Source organism: Grimontia sp. AD028, assembly GCF_000973155.1.
Lineage (GTDB): Bacteria > Pseudomonadota > Gammaproteobacteria > Enterobacterales > Vibrionaceae > Enterovibrio > Enterovibrio indicus.
Map to the genome: position 1 here is coordinate 1 of NZ_LASY01000054.1, position 20,981 is coordinate 20,981.

A 20,981-nucleotide genomic window follows, 5' to 3' on the forward strand; every position below is an offset into this window, starting at 1 on the left:
CAGCAGGCGCGCATTGATGCGCTCAATGCGGAGCTTGAAACGCTGGAGCAGGACATTGCCAGCACCGATGCGGCCAATCATGCGTTGGGTGTCGACATCAATGATGCGGCGACCCGCATCGACAACCTGTACCTGGAAGTACGGGAAGAGGCGGCTTATCAGGAAAACCTCAAACAGGACATCCTGACACTGAGGCAGGAAATAGAGACCAAGGAAGATGAACTGCGGGTGCAGTATGCTGAGGAACTCGCCACAGCGCAGTCAGCGGCTGACACGGCGAGTGCGGCTTACGACGAAGCCGTGGCGCAGAAGGCTGTGACTGAAGCCGCCGTACAGGCGTTGGTGGGAGAGAGCGGCATCACTGAACTCTTGCCAGACATGGCCGACGACTTTGCGTCACAGGCAGGGATAATTGCACTCTCAACTGAATCTGAGGAAAAGGCGAATGCTGCACTTGAGCTAATCGAGAATGCTCGTTCTGTGACTGAGTTGATGGCGAAAGAGACGAATAATGAGCTCACAACGTTTGCAAACAAGCATGCAAATCTGATAGCGAAACAAGCCGAGCTTAAAGTACAAATTGAAGACATTGAAGAACAAATTCAGATGTCAAATGACGATACTGAAAAACAGCTGCTTCAGGATGGATTAAACACATTACGCGATGAAAAAGCATCTGTAATACAAGAGATTGAAAAATTTGATTGGTCCCGTTATGCATCACTTAATGAAAAACCTGCTATTCAACTATTAGTACTAGAACTACTAACAAAACTTGAAAACACTATAAAAAATGATATCACTTCTCGAATTGAATTAAATCAGAAGCGGGCTACACATGCGCAATTTCTGAACTCTTTGAAAGATGTTGAGTTAAGAAGGTCGCATATGGAACTTCAACTTTATGATTATAGTTTTATTGACCTTGGGCAGCCGGTTGATGTAACAGTAGGACCTCTTGGGATACACTCTGAAGCGGAAAATGTGAAGTCTTCGGGTGAGCTTGAACTTGCTGTCAATAAAGCTAAGAATGATGTTGAAAAACTCTCCGTAAAACTGACTGGTCTTTGGGGTTCATTTTACAATAACATTAATGTTAACAATAACGAGATTGTTAGTGATTTCATCAATGCAACCGATAGTTTCTACCCATTTGTATATGTATATGATGAGAGTGCATATGGGGGGCTAAGGACTTTATTTGAGTCAAATGAATTTGTCTATGGTTATTCGGAGTTCTTTGAAGAGTATATATACTCAAAGTTAGGCCCGGAAATTGACAGAGTTACCTTAAAGACTCAACAAGAAGAGCTAAGTGAACAACTTTTTAATCTTCATAATCTTGGTGAAAACAGGGAGGCTTTAGATAAAGCAAAGGCTTTATTGAAGCAGTACCTAACCACGCTTAATAAGATAGAAAGTACTTTGCTAAGTGCACCAGATAACATATTGACATTTGAGCAGGCCTCAAGCCTTTGGAATTCCAAGAATCCGGAAGGTAATGCAGAATATAGTGCGTATGATGCATATCAAGAAACTCTTCACCAAGCAAACTACAGTGCTTCGAGCTTCTTAAATAAAGTCTACGAGAGTGCATCTAAGTTAGATGCGCTTGTTAGTAATTTAGAGGAGATTGAAAGTGCTTATATAGAACAAGAGGCAGCGAGAACCTTGCTTGAAGCAAGTGAGTATTTATATATCACAAAGCTAACTCCACTCGCAGCAATGGAAAAGATTGAAAGCATAAACACTACAAATCAAAACTCTGTTACTAATTCTCTAGAAGTACTATTCCAATATTTTGAATCAGAAACAAGAGCTGACCATTCAACAATCTTCTCAGCTTTTTACCCAAAAAACTATCAATTTTGGAGGTACCAATTAAGTGATGAGCCTCTTTCTATAATTTTTGATGGGGAAGGGGACTTCTCTGATCTTTATTTCTCAACATTAAACGATTTAATTTCTTTAGATGAAATTAAAGGGTTTTCCACATGGGATTGGGATGAAAACTTTGAATTTGCACTAGATTACTGGCAAGAATCTAACCCGCGAGTGTTCAAAGTGTTAATTGACTCATACAGGCAATCTACGAGAGATTACGAGCCTGGTACAGAGGATGTTATTCTTTCATTTTATAATGAATACAAAGCCATGACAGAACATGTTTCATTTTTGGAGAACCTGAAGAGATCACTCGAAAAAGTTCCATCTAGATTGTTATCTATTGAAGATGCAGAAGTCTTATGGAATGAGAAGTTTAGCAGTAATAATAATGAGGAACAGCCTGCTTACACTGCTCTCGAGGCTTATGAATCAGCACTTGAGGTATCAGTTGCCAGAGGAAAACGTCAGATTGAATATATTGATGAGGCGATATTAACCATCAATCAATTCACCGAACGTTTTCAAGAAATAGAACGTAGTGCGACCGCCTTAAATGAAAGCATGAGACTGCGAGATGGTATTAGGGAGATACTAGAAAATGAAGGTAATGAGCAATCGTTGGCTCAAGACCTCGAAAATGAATTTCGCCGTGTATCTTCAGAACTACAGTTAGTCACCGAAAAAATATCACTTCAAGAAGGATTGTTGGAATTAGACCCTCTGAATAATGATGCGGTCTCTTTACTTTTTACTTTAACGGAAAAACAAAATACATTGATTAGCGAGCAAGCAGAAATCATGTCGCGGTTAGAAGAAGAGTCTACTGCTCGTGACATCTTAGTCAATGTTTCAATAAATAATCTAGATGATGCAAATTATCATAAGGTTGAAGCAGAGAGGAGCATTCTAGAAAATAGAGGTAAAGTGGATGAAATCAAAGGTGAGATAGCTAATCTATCACAAGTTATATCCGATCAGATAGAAGAGTTAGTTATTAAGAGAGATGAATATAACAAAGCAAAGAATATTCTCTTAGAAAAATCTTTAATCGTTGAAAGTAATAAGTTACTAACTAATGAGAATTCAGAATACCTTTCGGTAAAAACAGAGAACCTTTTATCTTTAGAGGAGAGGGGTAAAACATTAAAGATTAATAAAGAAAACTACCTAAGTGATCAAGCTAAGTCTAGGGATATAATATTTACACAAACAAATGAAATTAATGGTTATCAAAATTTAATTTCCGTTAATGAAAAAATATTATCTCAGACCTCCTTAGACCAGGAAGGAGTAATAGAGGAAATAGCAGACCTCGAGAGTAAGCTTTTGAAGGCTAAAGAACGTCGTGAAAAAGCTAAGTTAATGCTAAATAGCTATGGCTTGGGAGAGGGAGTTGTAGATACTTCTTTTGTTAGAAATGGAATTATTTCTTCTGTCAATCAAGCAATGTTTATGGAGCCAAAATTTGACCAAAGGATTGCATACATTAGTTATTCCTATCGTTGGGGAGTGTTTAATCAGTATACTGAGACCGTAACATTACATCTTGATTTAGAACAATTTTCTTATGACTTCAGAAAAGAGCTGGTTAGCTATTTGTATTTCAATGGAGGGAATAATATACCTCCATATATGACTTATGATGAGAACAATATAGCTAAAACTCTAGATTCTATTGAAAGTTCGGATGGTGTGACCGACGTTGATGTCGTCAGATCTAGAATAAAGAAACATAAGTCGTTACTCGAAAAAGTGCAAAAGCGCGCTGAAAGTCTTTATCTTCCATACAAATATGAAGATGAAGATTATAAAGAGTTTCTTGATGTGAGTGGGGGAATAAGATATTACTTCGAGGTTGCTAAAAACCAGGTGATTGGCTTCGCTTTAAATGCCTTGGAAAAAATTAAAACTCGAGAAGGTCAATACGAATCATATGTTTCTGCTGTTGAAGATGTGGCTGAAATTGAAGAGCTTCTTTCACAGCATAAAGCGTATGATAATGCTTACGATAAAATTAATTATGCTGAAACGGAAAAGGAGAAAGCTTACTTAGCTATTGAGTCTGCTAACGTAGCTATTTCGGAGGCACATAAGGCGCTAAACGCAGTTGAAAAGGATATAGCGGAGTCAGAGTCCCATCTTATAACTGCTCGTTCAGAACGCTATGATGCTGAGCTAGCATTGTCAATAACTCGTGGACTGCTGCTTGAAGCGGAGTTGGATAAAGCAAACGCTGAAAAGCTTCTATTGGCTGCAAGGAAAGAATTGAATGTTGCCGCCTTTAACTACAACGAAGCCCAATCATCCTTATTGCTTGCGACAAACTCCTTAAACTCAGCATATACCAGCCTAAGTATTGCCGTTGAACTTCACCGTCAAGCAGAAATGTATATTCGTCAGGCTGAAGCTTCGGAAGTAGAATCGAAAAAGGCTCTCTTAGAAGCCCAAAATTTGATCAATTTGGCGGAGTTCACGGTACTTAGGAAAGCCAACGCCGACATCGCCAGCCACGATACCTCTTATGAATACGATGACCGTGGCCAGCTCAAAACCGAGCTGTCTGCCTTGGTCAGCTTCGGTGAGCACACTGATACGGGGGTTCAGCAATACATCGGCCGTCTGGCCACCGAACACACTTACGACAGCCTGGGCAATGTCAGGACCACCACCACTGCGGCCAACACCAATCAGGCGTCGACGAAGGAATTTGAGTACGACGTGCAGGGCAACCAGACCCGCGCTGTTGGCTTGGGTGGCGGCTCGGTTATCTACAACAACCAGAACCTTGCGGCGGTTAATATCAATGCCCTCGGGCATCGCCGTGACCGGGTGTATGACGATGAAGGGCGCTTGCGCTATGAAGTCGATGAACTGGGTTTTGTCACCAAGCACCGCTACGACGGGCTAAACCAGAAAACCACGCAGCTGCGTTATGCCAATGCGTATACCGCAAGCCGCCCAGAGGGCGAGCCGCTGACATTAGCAGCGCTGGATGCTTTCATCTCAGAAGGAGAAGGTGGGGATTTCCGCGCGCTGGATTACCGCTACAGTACCCGCGGTGAGCTTGAAACCACCACCACGTCGAGCTCGGTCGACAGCCAGACCCGTACCAACGGGGTGCACCACAATGCCTTTGGTGACAAGACGTCAACCTTTACCACCTATGTTGACGAACAGGGTGAGAGCCTGACCGTCACCAACCAACAGCACCTGTATAACGCGGCGGGCCAGCTGATGGCGAGTCGGGATGCAGAAGGGTATGTCACCGTGTATGCCTACAACGGCTACGGTGAGCTGTCGTCCCAGCGTGAAATCAAGGCACGTTATGTGGACAGCAGCGGTAACCCGCTGGTGTGGGATTGGACATCGGTAAAGGCGTGGGCAGAGACCCAACAGGGCGCCGCCCGAGAGCGCCGCACTGACTTTGCCTATGACGCTAGGGGCAACCGCCAACAGGTGACCCAGGTCGATGTAGAGTACGCTCAACATGGCGGCACTACCGTCGAGCAGGTGCGCGGCGACCTTATCACCACCACCTACCACGACCATGCCGGCCGCCAGTTTATGACCGTGCAGGAAGCCGCCCCGTCTGACCCGGCAAGCCATCTGGTAGCGGAAAACCGCACTTTGCAAGAGTACGATGCCTTGGGGCGTTTGGTCGCGAGCTGGAGCAAGCGCAAAGACTACGTAGTCTCGGGCATTGCACTCAGTGTTGACAACGAAGAGCCATCACGCTTGAGTAAACACCAACGCACTGATTACACCTATGACGCACAGGGCAACCTGATGGCGACGGAAAGTGATGGCCGTACCACCTATCAGTACTACGATGCAGACGGCAAGCTGACCCGCCGCGTGGATGCAGAAGGTAACGTCACCCATGTTGAGATGGATGCCATGAACCGCACCCAGGCAGAATGGCGCCATGTCAGTGCACCTGGGTACCAATTCCAGCAGCGCACCGAATACAACTACGACGCGACCGGTCGCCAGACCGGGACCACAGTGGTGGTGAACGGTGGTGACAACATCAGGGAGGAAGCGCGCTACAACGCCTTTGGCGAAGTGGAAGCCAAAACGCACAACGGCGTGGTGCAGGAAGCCTATGCCTATGACGGGCTGGGCCGTGTTCACACCAAAACCCTGTATGGCAGTCAGCACAATGTCATCACCAATTACCAATACAACTGGCTGGACAAGGTCACCGTCGAAACCCTGGGCGGCACCCGTACCACCACCCGGGCATATGACCTCAAGGGTAACCTGACGGGCGAGAAAGGGCCGTGGTTTGATGGCAAGCAGTCCGTTACCACCCAGACCTTCGACCGCTGGGGCAATGTACTCAAGCAAACCATGAATGGCAACACCTATGACTTTGTCTATAACCATGCCAATCAGGTGATATTGCAGACCTCGCCGTTGGAAGACAAAACCATTGTCGATGCCAACGGTCAGACGGATGACGACGCCCGCCCTCAAACCCGGATGTTCTATGACCGTCACGGTAACCGCATCGCCGTGCAGGATGCCAACGGCCACTGGCAATGGAGCAAGTATGACCTGACGGGCCAGAAACTTTGGGATAAAAACGGTGAGGGCGGCATCACCCGTTATTACCACAACATCCACGGAGAGATGGTCGGGCGCATTGCTGACGGTCAGGGGGAAGTTTACCGCTACAACAACAATGGCCAGTTGCTGACCCGCTCAAAAATTGACAACACCCAGGGCTATCTCGAGGTCTACGCCCAGTATGCCTACGACCAGGCTGGCCAGCGTTACCACGAACAGTGGTTTGGTGGGGCGGGTTATGAAATTTACACCCAGTTTGACGCCGCAGGTCGGGTGCGGGAAACCAAGGGCGCAGGCCAACACAAACGCTACACCTACGACAGTTTCGGTAACAAAGAAGCCGAAATCTGGCTTGATGGCGGTGCAGAGCAGGCCCGTAAAACCTCAGCCTATGATGCGTTCGGCAAGCTCACCACTGAGACCCTGTACGACGGCAGTGAAGTGACGCATCACTACGATAAATATGGCCAGCTGGATAACGAGTTGGATAAAAAGACTGGCGCCATCAACATCGACTATGACTACTGGGAAAATGGCTTACTCAAATCTCAGACAGCCGGGACGAAAACGGAGTCTTACCAGTACAACGCCGACGGCAAAGAGACGCGACGGGCGCTAAGTGACGGCGCAACGGCCCTGGTGACCCATACCGAATGGGACAACCTGGGGCGGATTGAGCGCATCCGCAATGAGGCGGTCAGTGCCTTCGGCCAGTCACTCAATGCGTCGACTGTCACCTACCGCTACGATGCGGTGGGGAACCGCAGAAAAATCACCACCACGGGCGAGCAGAGTAGCACCCGATGGTATCACTACGACAAAGACCACCGCATGGTGGGCTCACACACTAGTGAAAATGATTTGGAAGCCATTGTTGGTAGGCAGGATGGTGACAGAATAATCAAATACAACGACAGAGGTCAAAAACTGTCGGAGATTCGATGGGCGACTCAAAGTAACAATGATGTATCCACGATTAATAGGATTGAAGATATTTTTGGTTATGACCAGCATGGTCACCTCAACCGCATTGAAACGTATGAGAAGTCGAGATTTGGAAAAGACAAAACTCGTTTGGTGACAATACGCAACAGTAGGATGGGACAGGCTTTATCTCAGACTGAAACGAGTTATCTATATGATTATCTGGATGGAGTTTTACATAGCCGAATTGGCTCTAAAACGACTGAAACAGATTTAGGTTATCTAGATGGGCAAATGGTGTGGCAAGGGATTAGTGAAGACGGAAAATCCTCGGTAAGTCAGCGTTTTGATTACCACTATACCGGTCAAATCTATCAACAGACGACAGTCTTTCATCTGGGAGACAAAGGCGTTGATACCCTAACTTACGCATACAGCCCGAAAGACTTACAAAAAGCGACAATCACGGCCGAGAGTACCCGTAGCGGCAACGGCAGCGGGTTCAAAGCCGGCACGACCACTCATCATTACAACAATACCGGCCAGCTCACCGGCATCACCAGTACCCGGGACGAAAGCGAGCGTAAACACCTCACGGACTTCAACGGGCAAATCGCCCTGCAGCTGGATGTGGATAAAAACACGTTGCTCGCGAACCTCACGACGTCGGGCAACCCGCTGGCGGTCATTACCAAAGGCAAAGTGGATGCCGACCTGCTTGATGACAGCGGCAGCAGCGCGGGCCAACAGCCTGGTACCTATACCGTGGGTGCCAATGACACCCTACAGCGTATCGCGCAGCTGGTGTATGGCGACAGCCGCTACTGGTATCTGATTGCGGATGCCAATGGCATTTCACCGACTGAGCCACTGACTGAAGGCAAACTGCTGGTCATTCCGAACCAGCACACCCAGACCTTTAATGGCGCAGAGAGCTTTAAGCCTTACAACGAAAGTGAAGTACTGGGTAATGTGAACCCAGACCCGATTGCTTTGCCACCACCGAAGAAGAGCTGTAACCCGATTGCGATGATCGTGATGGTGGTGGTGGCAGTGGTGGTGACCATTTATACGGCAGGGGCGGCGGCAACATTGTTTGCAGGTGGTAGCTTAACGGCCGGCGGTGTCGGCGCGGCGGGCGTCGGGGCACTTGGTGGTGTTGCGGCAGGTGGTGCGGTAGTGACTACAGCAGGCGTGACGACATCTTTAGGTGCTTTGGGTCTGGCTGGAGCCGCAGCCATTGGTGGCGCTGTTGGTTCAGCGGCGTCTCAATTAGTGGGTAAGGGATTAGGGGTCGTTGATGACTTCTCTTGGGAGCAAGTTGCGCTGGGTGGTTTAACAGCTGCGGCAGCCTCCGGTATCGGCGGAGCGCTGGGTGAGTACGGTGTGTTTAATGCTAACCCTGACGCAGCGAATCTGGCATGGCGTCAAGCGGGTAATGCTGCCGTCAGCAGTGCAACTAGCTACGGTGGGAACTATTTGGGTTCAAAATTGCTGGGTGAGGACGTCTCATTCAGCTGGACCAATCTCGCGGCCTCTGCTGTAGGCTCTGTAGTCAGTGTGGGTTCCGCGCAGCTGACGAAAGGCTTAAACGTTGTCGGTGATACGATCGATAATTTTGTGAGTTCAGCAACCGCATCCGCTTTACGTGGTGAGTCTTTCAGAAGAAATGCGGGGAATATGCTTACTGACGCGTTTGGTAATGCTTTGGCTACAGCAGCGACAAGCGGGGCGAGGGAGGCTTATGACGTTGAAAGAAGTGCAGCTTTTGAAAGAGAGAAACTTAGAAATTCAATAGATGAAAACACTATCAGGCTATTGAAAACGGTAGACTTTAAGCAAAGGGAAGAGCAGCCTGGAGGGATTCTTCTCGCAAACGTTAATACACCTAAAGCGCCAAAAGGTGTAGTGCCGTCTCCTGCTAGAGTTCAAGCTGATGCCCTTTTGTATTTTGCTGAACAGCAGATAGATGTGTGGGATGTTGATGAGGAATTTGCGGCCAACTATGTGGCAACTACCTCGTATTTTGGTTATGAAACTGGATATGGTGCGTTTGGAGGTGCTGATGCCCCGCTCTATCCTGATGGAGCGACGGTTTCCCAAGAAGAAATGGATATGTGGGGAGGCGTTCTGTTTGCTAGCATGTCCGCCATCTCAGCTAAGGGGCTAGGCAAGTTAAAGGTTAACTTGGATGGTGATTACAGTTATCATTCTGCTTACAGCTTGGATAAAATTGATAATGTTGTTTCAAACAAAGTTGATTTTGAAGAGTTTGGTTCAGTATCTGTTTCTGGCAAACGACCCATAGACCTAGCGAAATCATATGAGAGCGGCATTCGAGATTTGTATGGTGATGTTCCTTTGTCTCAAAGAGTATATTTCGCACCCCATAATAAGTCAGGTGTTGGCTATGCGGATAACGTAGCTTCAATTAACGGAAGGCAAGTTGCTATTGAAGCGAAATATACTGACGATTGGGCAAATTCAATATTCAATCCTGAATCTTCGAAAGGTCAATTACCATGGGCAGCTACAGAACGAGCGAGAATGATTAATCAGGCTAAGAACTACAATTCGACATTTGATGATATTATTTATCATACAAATAGTACAGAGCTAGCTACACACTATTCTCAATTGCTAAAAGATAATGGAATTACAAACTTTAAGTTTGTAATAACGCCAGCTACAAAGTAGGTTAATTAAAATGTCAAAAGATTTAAAAAATATTTTGGGAGTTTCATCATTACCAACAGAGAGGGAAGTTCCTGGAACTATTGGAGTTGATGGTCGAGAATTCTGGTATGTAGAGGATGATGGGAAAGGAGATTTTAATAAGCTCTTTCCTAAACTTCTTACAGCGATTACTCCACCGTTACATAATAGTGGCGGTGCTATAACAGGCGGCTGTTCTCTGACTCTTCCTGATGGTAGGGTTTTTCACTCCATATCATATAAAGGTGATTTGGCTGGTTGGAAAGAACAGGTTATTCAAGGTGCAAAAGAGTTAGGTTTAGGTTTGTTTCAAGTAAGAGATGACAAGGTTGAACTTATTGATGGGAGTTGTTATTTACTTTCAGAATGTGAGGCTAATTTCTACTGATCGAGTGAATTAAAAGGACAGTAGTGAATTAAAAGGACAGTCACCATTAGAGAAAGACAGCAACTCGCTTGTCGATAATCCGCTGTTTTAAAGAGTGATTTGTCAGAAAGTTGCCCAAGTAACTAAAAGGACAGTCACCATTAGAGAAAAGCAGCAACTAATTTTTCGGTAACCTGCTGTTTTAGGAAAAATAGGGACATATATGGACGCTCCCCGAACGTCAAGCCAAACGGCTCTTGTCGTCTCACGTAACGAGACGGTATTTACGTTCTTTTTACCACTGCGTTCGGCGTTGATGCTCTGGTTTTCATTCCCCTTAAGGGAAGGTCAGTACTGACATATATCCAGGCTCGTTTCTTTGAGTAGAATGAGGCGATTTTCTCGCCTCGGCCTCTAATGAGTTCCGTACCTGACCGCCTTCAACAGACACTCGGGCTTGAAGCCCTTGTCCCGAACAGGCTTAAGCCAGGCAGGGAAAACCTTTGTTCATCAACCATGACTTGCCACAGTGGGTGAAACAGCTTGTATTATCCGCCGCCAAGCCATCTTGGTGAATGACGCCTCAGAGCAAAAGGGGGTGATTGCCTTGGTAGACTCGTGATGCTCTGTGCTTTCATCCTTGGTATACCTCCAAGAGTGGCTGCGGTTGGTAGCATTCATTCCGTTGGAGCAATATCCACATCAGCCGTGCCAGACGATGCGCGAAGGCCACAACCGCTTTGTTGTAACCACGGCGTTGAACCAGCTGATTGCCCCAGACGCTCAGTGCATCAGTTTTGTTTCTGGCGCGGCTCAAAGCGGCTCGAGCACCATGCACTAATAATGTTCGTAGGTATCGGTCACCTCGCTTGGTAATACTTCCCATGCGATGCGTATCGCCAGACGCATAAAGCTGAGGCATTAAAAGGACAGTCGCAATTAGAGAAAGACGACCAATAGAAACTACAGGGACAGTCACCATTAGAGAAAAGCAGCAACTAATTTTTCGGTAACCTGCTGTTTTAAATATTGATTTGTCAGAAAGGTGCCCAAGCGAGTCAGGCCGCTAGATTTCGCATGAAATCTGATTGAATCTGGAACTTAACTAAAAGGACAGTCACCATTAGAGAAAGACAGCAACTCACTTGTCGATAATCTGCTGTTTCAAAAGTTGCTTTGTCAGAAAGGCACTCAAGCGACTTAGGTCGCTAGATTTCGCATCAAATCTGATTAAATCTGGAAACGTAAGACAGCACAAAAACAGGCGATTGCCTGTGAGTGGATTACATCGGGGTTAAGGATAAGGTTTAGCTGCTAGGAACTACTAGTAACTAAAAGGACAGTCACCATTAGAGAAAAACAGCAATTCACTTGTTGATAATATGCTGTTTTAAAGAGTGATTTGTCAGAAAGGCACTCAAGCGACTCAGGCCGCTAAATTTCGCATGAAGTCTGATTGAATCTGGAAACGTAAGACAGCACAAAAACAGGTGATTGCCTGTGAGCGGATTGGGTTGGGGTTAAGGAGAAGGTTTAGCCGCCGGACAGTCTAAGTCCTGATATTCGTTTCCGGTTTAGTTGGGGTAATGCAGCTTTAATGGCAATGTCACTGCCCACTAGACTGCCGGATTCGATTTGGGTGCAAGCCTTAAACCAATCATCGGGTTCAATGCCGAGCCTAGAGAGAATCGGCGGTAAAGTGCTGTCGATATGGCCACGCTTGTTGTCCCTGATTTGCCTTCCTGTCCAGTCGACAAGTGCCAGATAATCCATTAATCGAAAGGGAATGCCACTGGGCATGGGGTCCCGTGGATTGCCCGCAAAGGGAAAAAGAGAGGGGGCGGTGTGTTGATCTTTTCTCAACGCTTCAATCCTTGCCTTGACGGAGGTAAAGGCGGATTGCTCTGGGGTTTCGGCAATGGTTGCACGAACAGGGTTTAAATCCACATACGCCATGGCTGCGGCCAATGCTTTTTCATCAAGCAACGCTTGGCTTTTAAAGCGGCCCTCCCAAAAGTGTCCTGTGCATTGGTCTTCCCTGTTAGCTTCAGAAGCAATGTGCTGGTTGAGCAAACGCATAAACCAACTGATGCTGGTCAATCGTTCTCGCCAGCATTGGATTATCTCCTCACAACGCTCGTGCTCGGCCTCGGAAAGCTTGTCACCGCACATAAAGCGGTTCACCAACACCGGGCCTGAATGCAATGACAGCCAACGTTCAGCAACGTTTTCCAAGGATAATGATTCTGCGTCTTCGAGATTGATGTGCAAAACGACGTGATAGTGATTACTCATAATGGCGTAAGCACAAACATCGATGCAGAATATTTTTGCGAGCATTAGCAGACGTTTTTCTATCCATTCGCGTCTGTGTTCGAAGTTCTTGTCAGTGTGTTTGTCATAGCCACAAAGAAATGACCGTCGAACGCAACGGGAAACACAGTGATAGTAGGGTGTTACTGATACATTAATCAGTGATGAACGTGCTGTCGTCATAGAAGAAGCCGATAGATTGGTATTTCCCAAAACTACATGGGGTTGAGGGAGTCGTCGCCTCAGGTTTGTCGATTTATGGTGCTCGACTCATTGGAGTGAAACTGACTGGTTTCACTTTTTCTTGAGGTGACTGTCCTCGTTCTCAGCCTATATAAATTAACTCTATCTTTCTCTAATGAGGGAGCTCAAGTAGCTCTTTTGTTGATAACAAGATTAAATATCCGTTTCCCCGTCAGAACCGGATCCTCCCGATGAACTTCCTGTTGAACCAGACCCAGAAGAGCCTGTAGAACCCCCTGTAATCAGACTTAGAGGTAAGGTTGCATGACCAAACATCCAATAATCAGCCGCACCTGAGCTTTTGGCTTCTACTGCGGCAGCGTGGACACAGTTGGTTGGTCTCCCTGGTGGTGCGTAATCTCCTGTACCGAGGTTGGTATACCCAAATCCTGCGGGGTGGAAGTCGTATCTGTCTTTGAACCATACGTCGACGGTGGAAGCGGTCCGGTTAACCTGATAATCAACCCTGTCTATACCGCCAAATGCTAATCTGAAGTTTTCGTCTGAATAATGACCCTGACGAATGAATACATTTCCTCTGTCTGCACTAGCGATAGCATTGGCGACGACTCCCCGGGCACCGGCATCCGTTTTCATCAAATTATCAAGGTTTGTGTGCTCGACAAAGTCTGCCCCACCTCCGGAGATATAGTGGTCAAGATGAGCAACGGCGAGAGGTTTGTTCCGCATCTGAATAAGTTTGGCCGCAGTTAACACACCGAGTGGTGACAGCACGGCGCAAGCACATTCCGACTTTTCTTTAATTGTGGTGGGCGGGTTCCACACCGAGACTGATCCTCCTCCTGGTAAATTGATGGTGGTTGTTATTGCTTTGCAGATGCTTCGCGCGTTGGCCCGAACCAGCGGCCAGGCGCCAATCGCAGGGTGGTTATGAGCTGGCCTACCAGGAGTATAAGGAGCTGGCGGTGGCGCATGGTTAGGAAAGCGTTGAATAAACCTGCTGCCTCCACTTTGCTGAATGACATGAGTCAGCTCATGTGCTAGCAGCTTTCTGCCGTGGTCAGTGTTGGGTTTGTATTGGTTTCTTGCGAAAACAATGTGGTTACCACAGGTGTATGCCTTTGCATGAATGTCATCGCTCGATTTTGCTGCATTTGCACCATCATGGATTCTGACATTAGAAAAACGCATACCAAACCTTGGTTCCATAAACGCTCTTGTTTGGTTATCGAGAGGTCTTCCTTGGCTTGCTAGAGTTGCAGTAACAGAGGGCGGCGCTTTAATATTGCCTTGATTCAAAGGCGATACACTTCGACGTTGTATCAAACGGGATGTCGAAGGGGCTTGTTGACAATTTGGGCAGGAGCCTCCGCAACGACATATTGAAGTGGCAGTTGGCCTTGCACCGCTCATTATTTCATTTGCGATACGATCAGCCTCTTTTTCTAGAGGATGATCGGTGGTTCCAATCGTTAACGGCGAAGGAGAGGATAATTTTGAATGCGAGAGTTGGGAGCGGGCGTTTGACAACTCCGAATTACCCTCTGCAGATTTATCATAAGTAAACAATGCGAGGTACCTTGAAGTGAACTCAGGTTTAAGTCTAGGTAGCTAGATTTCCCAACATGTCTATTTTTAGATAATCCTAAGCATGAACTCAGAAAGAAGGCCTGACGGTTGGTTATCAAGAAGCCTTTCAATTCCCGGCTTCATGCAGAACCGATCAGTTAGGCTGAGCGGTAAGCTCTAGATACTGTCTTTTCTGGTGTGGTTTAATGTTTTTACGGGTGCATAGAGTTTCTCCCCCTACACCCATACCCAAACGACCTGCAGATGCTCGCATTCAAAGGGCATCAATGCGTTTAATTCGAGGCAAATTTTACGAGGAATAGTCGTTCTATTTCCTTGGGATTTAACGAAGATGTGGGCGCATTGGAGGCCTCCCTTCGGTCGAGTTGACTGACGTTGTGCTCTTTGTTGTTCCTTTTTGATGGAGATGACTACACCTGCAAAGGAACGCCGCGATCACAACGCCAGTCAATCTCGCTGAATCCTGCATCTTCAGGTTGTTTGGGTATAAATTCCTGCAAGCATCACCACACATCATTCTGCAACGATGCAACCAGTCTCATTAATGATATTCGTGATAATTCCATGAGTGAGGATTTGTGATCATTGTTACAAAAAGGTAAACGACGGCTTGTTGGGAACGATGGATTTTCTAATATCTATCGCAAAGAAAGCGCTTTCTTTTGGGTTTAAACAAGAAGGCGCACGGAAAGTAGTTGGCTACACTCATAAAAATTAAAGATTTAGATAAGTTTTCATTGGAACGGCAGTAAGGGCAGTTCCAGTGATTGAAACGGATTATAAAACGACAAAAGGACGGCAAGATGCACAACAAGAATATCATCGCTTCTCTCGTTTGCAGTGCGTTACTGACTGCGGGTGTTCAGGCCGCAGACATTAAGCAGGGCGGAACGCTTAATGTGCCGATCATTACTACTGGTTTTGTCGAAAACTATAACCCTTACACAACAAAAGACGTTTTCCACGGCATCATGTTTGAGCCGCTGATGGTGTTCAACAACATGACTGGCGAAACAGATTTCCGCCTTGCAGAGTCTGCTGACTATTCAGACGACTTGAAAACCATCACAGTGAAAATGCGCGAAGGTCTGAAATGGTCAGACGGTTCACCACTGAGCACAGAAGACGTGGTGTTCAGCTTTGTGCTGGCGAAAGACAACCCGGCATTTGATTCAAAAGGCATCTGGTCTGGTGGTAATCTCCAATCTGTCGAAGCCAGCGATGACCGCACAGTAGTTTTTACTTTGGCAAACCCAGATTCCACCTTCCTTTGGAATCTTGAGAAATACCACATTCTGCCTGAGAAGGTTTGGTCAAAAGCGGAAAACGCCACCACCTTCACTAACCCGAATCCAATCGGGACAGGCCCAATGACGGAAGTGAAGTTCCTCAAGTCGCAGCAGATGGAACTTTGCCGTAACCCGAATTACTACCTTGAAGGCCGCCCTTATCTGGATTGTGTGAACTTCCGTTCATACAACGATAACTCTCAGGTGCAACCCGCGCTGATGAAAGGAGAAGTGGACTGGGGTTCGAACTTTATTGCAGACATTGAAACCACGTTCGTGAAGCGTGACCCAGACAACAACCATTTCTGGTATCCAGCAAACGATGCGATTCACCTTTACCTGAATACAAAGAAAGTGCCTTTCAACGATCTGAAAGTGCGCCAGGCGCTCTCGATGGCACTGGATCGTGACCTGATTGTTGATATTGCAGCCTACGGTTACCCAACGGCTAACTTCAACGCAGGTGGTATTGGTGAGCTGTATGCGCAGAACATCAATAAAGAGATCTCTGCGCAATATGCTTCTCTGACCGAATTCAACCAAGACAAAGCCAAAGCACTGCTTGATGAAGCCGGTGTGAAAGACGTCGATGGTGACGGCTACCGTGACAACCCGGACGGCTCCAAGCTGGAGTTCAATATCGAGGTGGTTAATGGCTGGACTGACTGGATTCAGGTGGTTCAGATGGTCACCGAGTTCTATGACGAAATCGGCATCAAATCGAACGTGAAAACGGTGGACTGGGCGGTCTACGACAGCAACCTCAAGCAAAGTAACTATGACGTAGCGATTAACTGGTCAATGGTGGCGACGAACCCCATCATCGCGTATCAGGAATACTTCTCTTCTTCGCGCGTAGGTAACAGCTGGCACGCGGGACACGGTGTTAACGACCCAGAAATTGATGCGCTGATCGACAGCTTCGGTCAGACCGGTTCGCCGGAAGAACAAAAAGCGATTTTGGACAAGCTGCAGGTCTTTACTGCCGAAAACCTGCCGTTTATTCCGTTGTTCTCGAACCCTACCTGGTTCCAGTACAGCACCAAGAAAATCGATGGCTGGCCAACAAAGGAAAACCCTTACGTTCAGCCAGTTTGGTACGACGGCGGTAAGCGCGTCATCATCCTCAATAACCTGCACCTGAAATAAGCGATTACGCTGAATTCATGGACTATTGAGGAGCGAATCGATGGCATTTTTATTTCGGCGATTCATATTCTATTTTTGCGCGTTTCTTATCGCGATAACGTTCAACTTTATGTTGCCACGTTTAATGCCTGGTGACCCTGTTGAAGCCTTGTTCGCGGCGGCGCAAGGGAAAATGGATCCAGCGCAAATGGATGCTGTGCGTGAAATGTACGGCTTCCTTGATGGCAACGTCTTTGAGCAATATCTGGCGTACATCAAAAGTGTGTTCACGCTGGATTTGGGACCATCAGTATTGATGTTCCCCATCAGCGTATCGGAAGTGATTGGTAATGCACTGCCTTGGACTTTGTTCCTCGCGCTTGGCTCTCTGATCGTGGCGTTGATTATTGGTGTGTCGATTGGCACCTATGCCTCTTACCGCCGCACGGGTTTTGTCGGTCAAGTGGTGCCGCCGGTATTGGCGTTTATCAGTAACTTCCCGTATGTGGTTACAGCCTTGTTCCTGTTTTACCTGTTTGGGATTAAATGGGATTTGTTGCCGATTGCATACACCTACGACCCGTCGCTGGATCCGGGGTTCAATCTGGAATTTATCGGCAGCGTGCTGAAACACGCCATCTTGCCAGTCGGCTCAATGGTCGTTGTTGGTATCGCTGCATGGGTATTCAACATGCGTAACGCCATGATTAATGTGCTTGGTGAAGACTACGTGACCATGGCGGAAGCCAAGGGCTTGAGTAGTACCCGTGTGATGTACCGCTACGCTGGTCGCAATGCGATATTACCAGTAGCGACTGCTGTGGCGATGGCGATTGGTTTTTCCTTTGCTGGTTCGATCATGACCGAAGTGGTGTTCAACTATCAGGGGCTGGGCAACATTCTATTGAAAGGCATTGTGGCGCGGGATTATCCGTTAATTCAGGCCATCTTGCTGATATTGGTGACAGCTGTGCTCACCGCGAATTTCATCGCCGACTTGTTATATGTCTGGCTTGACCCGCGCATTGCGAATTAAGGAGCGGGCACATGGATAAGACGATGGAATCGAGCCAGAACAAGCCAGTGAAACTGCCAAACAAAGGCGGGGCGATAAAGCGCGCTGGCAAAAGTATTTACGCCTTTTTCTATGGCAATCCGCCAGCGATTCTTGGCACCTTGCTGCTGACCATGGTGCTGGTCGGTGCGATATTTGCCAACGTGTTAGCGCCATATTCAGCGGAAAAACGCGTTGCGCGTCCGCATCAGCCACCGAGTGAGAAACACTTGATGGGCACCACACGAAGCGGGCGTGATGTTTACAGCCAAGTACTTTATGGTGCACGTAAAACGCTGACCGTTTCGTTGTTTGCTGGCCTGATTGCGATGGGCATTGCCGTAGCAGTGGGTGTGTCCGCTGGCTACTTCGGCGGCAAGATTGATGAAAGACTGAATTTTTTAACCAATGTGTTCTTGGTGTTTCCACAGCTCCCCTTATTGATCGTCCTGGCGGCGTTTCTGGGGCAAGTGGGCTCATTGGTGATAACGATTTTACTTGGGGTGACCTCCTGGCCTTGGGGCGCACGTGTGATTCGCGCGCAAACCATGGCAATTCGCAACAAAGAATTCATTCTGGCTGCAGAAGTCATGGGTGAATCGAAACTGCGTATTATTTTGGTCGAGATTTTACCCAACCTTGTTTCCATTGTGTTCGGCGGGTTCTTGGGTGCCGTCATTTACGCTATGGGCTCCGAAGCAGGGTTGGGTTTTTTAGGCCTGGGTGACGCGACAGAAGTGAGCTGGGGCTCCATGCTCTATTGGGCTCAAACGTCGTCGGCACTCTACACGGGCGCTTGGTGGGAAATGATGGTGCCAGCTTTGGCACTGGCAATCACCGGTGGCGCACTGGCGCTGATCAATATGTCAATTGATCAGGTCAGTAACCCGAAACTCAAAACCGGTCCACACATGAAGCTCTGGCGCAAGCTGAAAAAAGCGGCAGACAAGAGAAGGGGGTTGTAATGGCAAACTTGCTTGAAATTAACAACCTCTGCGTGGACTACGTGACGCCAAATGGCGTGGCAAGAGCCGTAAACAATGTCAGTGTGAGCATCGCCGAAGGTGAAACACTGGGTATTGCCGGTGAGTCTGGCTGCGGAAAAAGCACACTGGCGTTTGCAATTTCACGTCTTCACAAAGCACCGGCGCTGATATCAGAGGGTGAAATCCTCTACAAAGGCGAAGACGTGCTGAAGATGAATGATAAACAGCTGCGCGCATTCCGTTGGAATGAAGTGTCAGTGGTTTTTCAAAGTGCGATGAATTCTCTCAACCCTGTGATCACCATTGGTGAGCAGCTGACAGATGTGATTCTGGCGCACAAAAAGGTGTCGTTGAAACAGGCGACAGAAAAAGCGGCGGAGCTGCTGCAAATTGTAGGGATTCACCCGGATCGTCTGTCCGCATTTCCGCACCAGTTGAGTGGCGGCATGCGACAGCGCGTGGTGATTGCAGTGGCACTGGCGTTGGAACCAAAGCTCATCATCATGGATGAGCCAACGACGGCATTGGATGTTGTCGTTGAAAGGGAAATCCTGAACGAGCTTTATGATCTTAAAGCAAAGTTCGGTTTTTCCATTCTGTTCATCAGCCATGACTTGAGTCTGATGGGCGAAATTGCTGACCGTATCGGCGTGATGTATGCGGGCAACATGATTGAACTGGGCGATGCGCAAACCGTGTTCGGGGCGCCTCAGCATCCTTATACACAAGGATTGCTGTCTTCGTTTCCAACCATTCATGGTCCGAAAGAGCGTTTATACGGGATTCCGGGGAATCCGGTGAACCTGCTGAATACACCACAAGGGTGTAATTTTCAGGAACGTTGCAGCAAGTGTTTTGCGCCCTGCACTGAGCAGGATCCGCAGTTAAAACTTATCGCGCCTGAGCATCAGGTCGCGTGTCATCTGGTTTAATGAAGGAGCTTAAAATGGAAAGCAAAGAGACCCTTCTTGAAATTAAAAACCTGGTGATGGATTTTCGCATCGGGCACTCCAAGTCCAATTTGATGCGTGCGGTAAACGACGTTTCCTTTGAACTGAAAAAAGGGGAAGCGTTAGCGATTGTGGGAGAGTCTGGCTCGGGGAAAAGTACCGGTGCTCGGATCCTGACCCGTATTTATGAAAACACCGGCGGCTCGGTCACCTTCAAGGGTAGGCCGCTGGCGGAATACATCAAGGAAAACGGTGAGCTGGAATATGCGCGACAAGTGCAAATGATTTTCCAGGACCCGTTTGGCTCCTTGAATCCGGTACACAATATTCATCATCACATTGCGCGTCCGCTCTTGATCCACAAGCGTGCGACCAAGCAAAATGTGACGGAGAAAGTGTACGAATTGCTCGAACTGGTGGGCTTGTCTCCGGTGGTAGAAACCGCAGAGAAATTCCCGCACGAGTTGAGTGGCGGCCAGCGTCAGCGTGTAGCAATTGCAAGAGCCATTGCTGTCGACCCCGAAGTGATTCTGGCCGATGAACCGATTTCTATGCTGGACGTTTCAGTACGTCTGGGCATTCTGAACTTAATGGCCGATCTCAAAGAGCAACACGGGATCGCCTTTATGTACATAACGCATGATATTGCCACCGCGCGGTATTTTGCAGAAAAAACGGCCGTCATGTATGTCGGTCATATGGTGGAGTGGGGCGATAGCGACAGCGTGACGCAGACACCCCAGCACCCTTACTCGAAATTGCTGCTGTCAGCCGTGCCAGAAGTGGGACGTGCAGGACGCCGCGATCTATCGGTTAAAAAGGGCGAGATACCGCTGTGGAAACCCAGTAGTGTCGGATGTCCGTTCGCTTCGCGTTGCCCAATTGCGACGGAAGCGTGCACACAATCCATGCCTGAGGCGACGGAAGTCAAACCAGGACATTACGCGAGGTGTCACCACCTCTAAGGCTATAAGGCCCTAACTAAGCGTAAACTTTTTATCG

At 47.5% G+C, this 20,981-nt stretch carries 10 protein-coding genes and 1 pseudogene; 8 read left to right on the forward strand and 3 right to left on the reverse strand.

Features of this window, described 5'->3' with window-relative positions; all coding sequences use genetic code 11:
• The first annotated feature begins 84 nt into the window (after positions 1–84).
• The 3 genes from RN22_RS12145 to RN22_RS25460 all read left to right on the forward strand — a co-directional run bounded on the left by RN22_RS12145 (position 85) and on the right by RN22_RS25460 (position 11,306).
• Positions 85–10,080 (forward strand): hypothetical protein, encoded by a 9,996-nt coding sequence (locus RN22_RS12145; protein ID WP_231590890.1) that lies wholly within the window; start codon positions 85–87, stop codon positions 10,078–10,080.
• Between the two features lie 10 nt (positions 10,081–10,090).
• On the forward strand, positions 10,091–10,486 hold the full coding sequence (locus RN22_RS12150; protein WP_046304573.1) for a hypothetical protein: 396 nt from the start codon (positions 10,091–10,093) through the stop codon (positions 10,484–10,486).
• Between the two features lie 646 nt (positions 10,487–11,132).
• Positions 11,133–11,306 (forward strand): hypothetical protein, encoded by a 174-nt coding sequence (locus RN22_RS25460; RefSeq protein ID WP_231590893.1) that lies wholly within the window; start codon positions 11,133–11,135, stop codon positions 11,304–11,306.
• 12 nt (positions 11,307–11,318) lie between these two features.
• Here RN22_RS25460 and RN22_RS25625 read toward each other — a convergent pair.
• From RN22_RS25625 to RN22_RS12160, 3 genes and pseudogenes are all read right to left on the reverse strand, one after another.
• Positions 11,319–11,447: pseudogene (locus RN22_RS25625) on the reverse strand (hypothetical protein); the annotation flags it as partial.
• Between the two features lie 551 nt (positions 11,448–11,998).
• Positions 11,999–12,961, reverse strand: coding sequence for a transposase (locus RN22_RS12155; RefSeq protein ID WP_046304575.1), 963 nt, complete (start codon positions 12,959–12,961; stop codon positions 11,999–12,001).
• A 213-nt stretch (positions 12,962–13,174) separates the two neighbouring features.
• A complete protein-coding gene (locus tag RN22_RS12160) occupies positions 13,175–14,395 on the reverse strand; it encodes a DUF4157 domain-containing protein (RefSeq protein ID WP_082111404.1) in 1,221 nt (406 codons plus the stop codon).
• A gap of 980 nt (positions 14,396–15,375) precedes the next feature.
• Here RN22_RS12160 and RN22_RS12170 point away from each other — a divergent pair.
• The 5 genes from RN22_RS12170 to RN22_RS12190 are packed head-to-tail and all read left to right on the forward strand — an operon-like array spanning position 15,376 to position 20,944.
• Entirely contained in the window at positions 15,376–17,010 is a 1,635-nt protein-coding gene (locus RN22_RS12170; RefSeq protein ID WP_046304582.1) for an ABC transporter substrate-binding protein, read from the forward strand.
• Between the two features lie 40 nt (positions 17,011–17,050).
• Positions 17,051–18,025, forward strand: coding sequence for an ABC transporter permease (locus tag RN22_RS12175; protein ID WP_046304584.1), 975 nt, complete (start codon positions 17,051–17,053; stop codon positions 18,023–18,025).
• Between the two features lie 23 nt (positions 18,026–18,048).
• Entirely contained in the window at positions 18,049–19,008 is a 960-nt protein-coding gene (locus RN22_RS12180; RefSeq protein WP_369700099.1) for an ABC transporter permease, read from the forward strand.
• Entirely contained in the window at positions 19,008–19,961 is a 954-nt protein-coding gene (locus RN22_RS12185) for an ABC transporter ATP-binding protein (RefSeq protein ID WP_046304588.1), read from the forward strand. Before RN22_RS12180 ends, RN22_RS12185 begins: the two co-directional genes overlap by 1 nt.
• 14 nt (positions 19,962–19,975) lie before the next feature.
• Entirely contained in the window at positions 19,976–20,944 is a 969-nt protein-coding gene (locus RN22_RS12190; protein WP_046304590.1) for an ABC transporter ATP-binding protein, read from the forward strand.
• Positions 20,945–20,981 lie beyond the last annotated feature (37 nt).